Below are 6,098 nucleotides of genomic sequence, written 5' to 3' on the forward strand. Positions count from 1 at the left end.
TGCTGCATACATTAGGGGGCGGCTCTGACATTGCTCGTTCACTAGGCCGGTGTCGACCCCGCGTCCGCGTCCTGAGCCGCGAGCACCTCCCGGAACGCGGGGTTCGGATTGGCGCGGGGGAGTGCCCGCAGAACCCGCTTCGAGGCATCCAGTGCCGACCCGCCTGCCACCCGCGCGCCGTATAGGGCGGCGACGCTTGGAGTCCGGGACTCCGCCCGCACACAGTGAACCAGGACGGTTCTGCCCTCAGCCCGGAAGAGCTCGACGGCGGCCGCAGCCTCATTCAGCACGTGCGCAGCGGCGGCATTGGACTCGGGGGATGCCGAATCGACTAGCCAGAATGTTGCCTGGTTCTCCGGGGCAATGCCGGTGACGTCTTCGGTTCCCAGGCGGCACAGGCTGACCACCGCATCGATGCCCAGCTCCTCCGTCCTGCAGAGTGCACCCACCCCACCCAGCCATACGCCGTCGTCGTCCGGGTGCTGTACCAGCGCGTCGGTGCGGCTCCGGCCGCTGTAGTCCTGGTGCCCGGTCCGTGGCCAGATGTAGTTCTGCTTGCCCTTTCCAGCAGCCAGCTCGGCGCCCAGAATCATAAGGTCACGGGTGCGCAGCCCCGGCCAGCCGTGCAGCCGACGGCGCCACTCGAACGGCACGGCCGAGAACCCATAGACAGCGCCGAGCAGCGACCCAGCGATCGCCGCCACAGTGTCCGTGTCGTTTCCGCCGCGGACTGCTTCTTCCAGGGCAGCGCGAAGATGCTGCGGCCCAGCGGGCGAGGCGCCGGTGGATGTGATGGCGCTCCAGGCACCCTGCAGCGCTTCAACTACCCAGCCATTTTGAGCGAAGTCTCGGGGACGGGACCTCTCAGCCGTTTCGATGCGCTTCCGCCACAGGTCCGCGCGGCCCGTTTCCAGCAGAGCCAGGCCAGCCCGGAGATCCAGCTGCCCGGTCAGGACGGCCTGGCGGATGGCGATGCACCATAGTCCGCAAGCCTCACCCGCATCGTATTCATAATGGGTCAAGGCACTCAGTCCGACGGCGGCCGTCATCAAATCGGTGGGATCCCGGTGCAGGTAGGCCAGCGCCAGCGGCGCGGTGCGCATCAGTGACCCGTTGCCGGCGCTGCGGCCTGAGCGACCATGAAACTCCGCGGCGGCTTCCGCGAAATCCCCAGCAGTCACGGTTCGGCGATCCTTATCCGCTGCGCGGGAAGCTGCTGAAATCACCGTTCGTGTCTGCGCTCCGACGTCCTTCCCGTCGCGCGCCCAGTCCGTCCAGGCCTGGACCACGGCATCAAAAGCGGCGGGGGCCGCGCCGTATTCCAGCAGCGCTTCGGCGATAGGGATTGCCATTGACGTATCGTCGGTCCATTCGGCCGGCTCGAACCCGAACGGGCCGCCGCCCTTCATGCAGACGTCGGCGCCGTCGGTGAGCGGGGGACCGAATTCGTATCCCGCGCCGAGGGCATCGCCTGCCGCCAGGGCCACGAGAACGCCGGCGGCGCGATCATTCTGCAAAGAGTTTAGGTTCATACGGCCTCCATCAGGGGGTGGTTGGTGTTCCAGTAGCTCACGTGGACAATCTCAGGTTCCCGGTCGGGGAGGTTGACCGCGATGCCCGAGGCGCGGACGGGTCCGCGGGTTCCGCTGATGACCCGGCTGCGCATGGTGTCATGCCGCCGGGCGCCGCCGCAGCCGTAGAATTCGCCGAAATCCATGGGACCGGCGATTGCTGCCAGGTCCCGGGCAGCCTGCCCCGGCATCGGTGGGGCGTTCCGCGCTGAATCGGGCAGCAGCAGCTCCGCGTCCAGCAGTACAGCCTCGATGAGCTGGCGGTAGTGCTGGCGGAACAGCGTCGCGGTACCGAAGACTTCCAGCAGCAGCGGCTGCCCGGCAATCCCGATCACCACTCCGCGCTGCCCTTCGAGGGGTTTCGGAATCTGAGGTACGGAGTGGTGCCGTGTGTTCCCGCCAAAGCGGTCCAGATGCTCCGGGAGGGAGCTGGTGGCCGAGGGGCCGCGGGCGGCATCAAACCGCCGGACCCGTTCCCAGATCTGTGCCTGGCTGTCACGTCCCGGTGCCGCGCCGGCATAGACCAGCTCGGACCGGACACTCAGGGGTGCCCTTCGTGCAAGGCGGCGGTGGATGCTCTGGCCTGCCTCCCAGCGCCCGGCCTCAACACAAAAGGTCTCAACATCCATGGATTCGCCGGGGGCGATGAGCACATCCCGGGCGCAGGTACGGTGCTGCTGGCCTCCCTCCAGCAGCTCTCCTTCGAGCAACAGGGCGTTGGTTTTTCCTTTATTCAGGATGGTCAGATTGCCCACCCTTGCGCCGGATGTCAGCTCGGACACTGCGATGTCGGCTTTCAATCCGGTGCTGATGCCGAGCCGTCCGCCTCCGGCAGTCCAGACGGGAAAGATGGTGACCGGTCCGACGGCGGTGCCGGCACCTACGTGGAGCTGTGGAATCTTCATGGCGAACTCCTTCCTTTAGCGCAGATTCGCGCTAACTTCTTTCAGTATGCGCCGGTTGCATCTTTTGCGCAACATTGAGATAAATGCAGGTATGAGTGAGTCTCGACCCCCGTCCTCCCTGCTGGACTTTCCACGGCCGTCCGTGGCCGTGGACACTGCTGCGCTGACTGTCGACGACGGCGCGCTGAAGGTCCTGCTCGTGCGCCGGCGGGAGAAGCACCATCCCGGGGAGTGGGCGCTGCCGGGCACTTTCCTGAGAGAACGCGAAACCCTGGCAGCTGCCGTCCTGCGCTCGCTCCGGGACAAAGCAGGAATTGAGGGGAGGGTTCCTCAACAGCTACACGTCTTCGACGACCCTGGCCGTGACGACCGAGGCTGGACCTTGTCAGTGGCCCACCTGGACGCGGTTCCGTTCCGCGAACTAGAGAAGCCGCTGGAATCCGACGACGTCCGGCTGGCTTCGGTGACACCGGACGCGGAGCTTATTGCCGGCCTTCCCTACGGCCACGCGGAGATGGTGCTCCTGGCGGTCGACCGGCTGCGGCAGGATTATGCGCGCGTGCCGGACCCCGCAGGGCTGTTGGAGCAACCTTTCACGTTGAAGGAGCTCCGGGATCTGCATGAGGCGGTCGCTGGGCGGTCTCTGATGCGCGATACCTTCCGGCGCCAGATGGAGCCGCAGCTGATGGGGACGGGGGAGATGTCCGACGGCACCCGCGGCCGGCCTTCGCGGCTGTGGCGGCGGGGACGCTAGGGTTTGTTCAGTCAGTCCAGGAGTGGCTTTTTGCCCGCGTAGGCTTCTCGTATGAAATTGAGCAGAGCATTAGAGCAACAGATTGCAGTGTTTGGCGAGAGCGGCAGCGGAAAGACAGTCATGCTTTCCTCGTTTTACGGGGCTACCCAAGAGCCTGCCTACCTGCAAAAGAACTTGTTCCACGTGGTGGCAGACGATATTGGCCAAGGCGCTCGTTTACACCGCAATTACTTGGGAATGCGCGATTCAAATCGTCTGCCCATGCTAACGAAGTTCACGGCTGCCTCGTACAGTTTTTCTATCAGGTTGAAGGAAGGTGCGAAGGCCAAGGCCTTTAGGGGCCAGCCGTTCGATGCTCTGCGTCTGGTTTGGCATGACTACCCCGGGGAATGGTTTGAGCAGGGGGTAAGCGGGTCCACCGAAGCTCTGCATCGAGTTGACGCATTTAAGTCCCTCCTTGGGTCTGATGTGGCATTCCTGCTGGTTGATGCCCAGCGCCTGTTGGACAACGCGGGTGAAGAAGAGCGGTACCTGAAATCGTTGATGGCAAACTTCCGGAATGGTCTCTTGTCGTTGAAAGACGGTCTGCTGGAGGACGGGAAACCAATTGCAGATTTTCCTCGTATCTGGGTGATGGCCCTCTCCAAAGCCGATTTGTTGCCAGACATGGATGTATTTAGGTTCCGGGATCTTCTTATTGAGAAGGCCTGTGACGACATGGATGCGCTGCGAAAGGTACTGGCCGAACTGGTAGACGGAAGTGACGCTCTGTCAGTGGGGGAGGATTTCGTTCTCTTCTCATCCGCGCGGTTCAACGGGGGCGGGATTGAAGTCGACAAGCGCATCGGCATCGAATTAATCCAACCGATGGCAGCCATACTCCCGTTCGAGCGGCATGCCAAGTGGGCTCATGCTATGCAACTCCCCAGGAAAGTTGTCGAGAATCTATTGGGTGGGGTCGGAGCTTTGGCAGCTGCCGTGTCTGGGCGCAAGCTGAATATTCCTGGCCCCATCGGCCACCTGGCTAACTTGATCGGCCCGAGCGTTCTCAACAGTGCGGTGAATTTGGCCGGGGACAAGGTGAGAGAAATGAATGCTGACGCTATGGCTAAGCGAGAGTACCTTGCCGCGACGTTGACCCGTTTCAAGATGGACTTGGACCAGGCGGAAGAGGACGGCATCCTTCTGAGGAGTCGCAGATGAGCCTCATTTGGGCGACCCGGGGGCGGGCATGGGGTTTCAAGTTCCTCCGGGATGGTGGGTTCGAGGACCCGCTGCCTGTTTATCAAGAGGCCTTTGCCGGCTTGGAGGATGAGCCCGAGGTCTGTCGCCGGGCTAGCCACAGGGTTGCACTGAGGTTTCTAGATCCGGAAGGGCGAACGGACAGGGCGGGAAGGGTTATCCCACACGATTTTGTCATCTCCGGGGCGCCAGCCGAGGTAATTGAATCAGTCGCCGATGGGCTCCAGATAATCTGGCCTCAAGTCGCCGACGAATACGCGCGCGACTGGCCAGAGGCGACCTCCTAGGGGCCAAAACGAGGCGCGGTCTGCGAGGCGAGCTTTGGAACGCTCGTTGACATGAGCGACCCGGACGGGCGCTTGCTGACCGAACAAGGTTCCCTCAGCAAGCGCTCGGCGGTCGTCAGTGTTTGCTTACGCGGCTCTTCACGGTTCGTGGTGAGTGTTCTGCCGTGATGGGTGTTCATGCCACTGTTCTGGCGGCACTGCGCAACAGGATACGCGTTTTGTAGTTGCGTGCGTTGGTGAACCCCCGGCCCGTCCTTTTGATGTGTTTGATAGCCGTGTTGTTTGCCTCAACTTTCGCTGTTGTCGCACCAGTGACGATAAGGACTTCGATCTCTTTCCACCATCGGCAGACGGTGCGCCAGAGCCGGTTCGTTTCTGGCTGCGCGGATTGTTCGACCAGAGTCTGCAGTCGGTCTTTCGCGGCTGCCGCGTCGGCAAGGGATCCGGTGGCAAGCAAGGCCCGCAGCTGTTCTTTGACCAGCCAAGCCGCCTGCAGCTTCCCGGTGGCATCGTCCGTGGCGAAGACGGTGTTCAGCCTGTCCCTGGCCCGCTCTGAGAGCGTGTCCCCGGCGCGCAGGAGCAGCCGCCGGTTGGCCCAGACCGGGTCGATGGATCGTCCCCGCCGGCCGTGGACCTGCTGGGTGAGGCGTTGCCGGACTTCGGTGAGCATGTCGTTGCCAAGCTTGACCAGGTGGAACGCATCGACGGAGACCGCGGTGCGCGGCAGCCACATCCGCAGGGCCTTTCGGAACGCTGCTGACGGATCGATCGCGACCACCTGAACACCCAGGCGCCATTGGAGGGGCCGGGCGAAGAGCCAGTCACCGACTCCTTGGCTGTCACGGCCGTCCACGATGCCCAGGACCTTTCCGCTATCGAGATCGACAATGGTGGTCATCCAGGGTTCGTAGCGTTTCCAGGCTTTGGTGGCCGGGTCGCGGAAGAACCGCACTGACCGGTAGCGGTGTTCATCGATGCCGAGCATCCGCGGGGCCAGTGCATCAACGTCAGGCAGCGTCAGTGCCGCGGTGTCCAGCGCGCGCTGGACCAGCCACCACGAGACGCCGAACGAGGAGGCAGCTTCCGCCGCGGCTCGTCCGGATCCGATCACAGCCGATACCAGGGCCTCACGGAGCCGGCGGGTGGACCGGGCCCGGCGCGGGACTTGGGCGGTCTCCTCGGTGAAGGTTCGGCGGGGACACAAATACTCGCCACAAAAGAATCTCCGCTTGGCCCAGAGCACTTCAACCGGGCCCGCGACGGGGACGTCACGCAGGCGCTGGGATCGGCGGGAATGAACCCGGGTGCTGATCACCCCGCAGGACGGGCAACCGGCCTC

Annotated in this window: 6 protein-coding genes; 3 read left to right on the forward strand and 3 right to left on the reverse strand. The window is 63.6% G+C overall.

What is annotated here, in order from left to right; translation table 11 throughout:
- Positions 1 to 41: 41 nt before the first annotated feature.
- Complete coding sequence (locus AO716_RS05965) at positions 42 to 1,517, reverse strand: ADP-ribosylglycohydrolase family protein (protein WP_235472014.1); 1,476 nt, start codon at positions 1,515 to 1,517, stop codon at positions 42 to 44.
- Between the two features lie 11 nt (positions 1,518 to 1,528).
- Positions 1,529 to 2,476 carry an ARPP-1 family domain-containing protein gene (locus AO716_RS05970; RefSeq protein WP_055240036.1) on the reverse strand — a complete coding sequence of 316 codons (948 nt, stop codon included), beginning with the start codon at positions 2,474 to 2,476 and terminating at the stop codon, positions 1,529 to 1,531.
- 91 nt (positions 2,477 to 2,567) lie between these two features.
- Here AO716_RS05970 and AO716_RS05975 point away from each other — a divergent pair, with 91 nt between their 5' ends.
- The 3 genes from AO716_RS05975 to AO716_RS05985 are packed head-to-tail and all read left to right on the forward strand — an operon-like array spanning position 2,568 to position 4,759.
- On the forward strand, positions 2,568 to 3,230 hold the full coding sequence (locus AO716_RS05975; protein ID WP_055240037.1) for an NUDIX hydrolase: 663 nt from the start codon (positions 2,568 to 2,570) through the stop codon (positions 3,228 to 3,230).
- Between the two features lie 51 nt (positions 3,231 to 3,281).
- Positions 3,282 to 4,433, forward strand: coding sequence for a hypothetical protein (locus tag AO716_RS05980; protein WP_055240038.1), 1,152 nt, complete (start codon positions 3,282 to 3,284; stop codon positions 4,431 to 4,433).
- Positions 4,430 to 4,759: a hypothetical protein gene (locus AO716_RS05985; protein WP_055240039.1), complete on the forward strand. Its 330-nt coding sequence runs from the start codon at positions 4,430 to 4,432 to the stop codon at positions 4,757 to 4,759. Before AO716_RS05980 ends, AO716_RS05985 begins: the two co-directional genes overlap by 4 nt.
- A gap of 175 nt (positions 4,760 to 4,934) precedes the next feature.
- Here AO716_RS05985 and AO716_RS05990 read toward each other — a convergent pair.
- Positions 4,935 to 6,098 (reverse strand): ISL3 family transposase (locus tag AO716_RS05990; protein ID WP_082413383.1); only part of this gene is annotated, 1,164 nt, incomplete at its 5' end.

The organism is Arthrobacter sp. Edens01, from assembly GCF_001307035.1.
Taxonomy (GTDB): Bacteria; Actinomycetota; Actinomycetes; order Actinomycetales; family Micrococcaceae; genus Arthrobacter_B.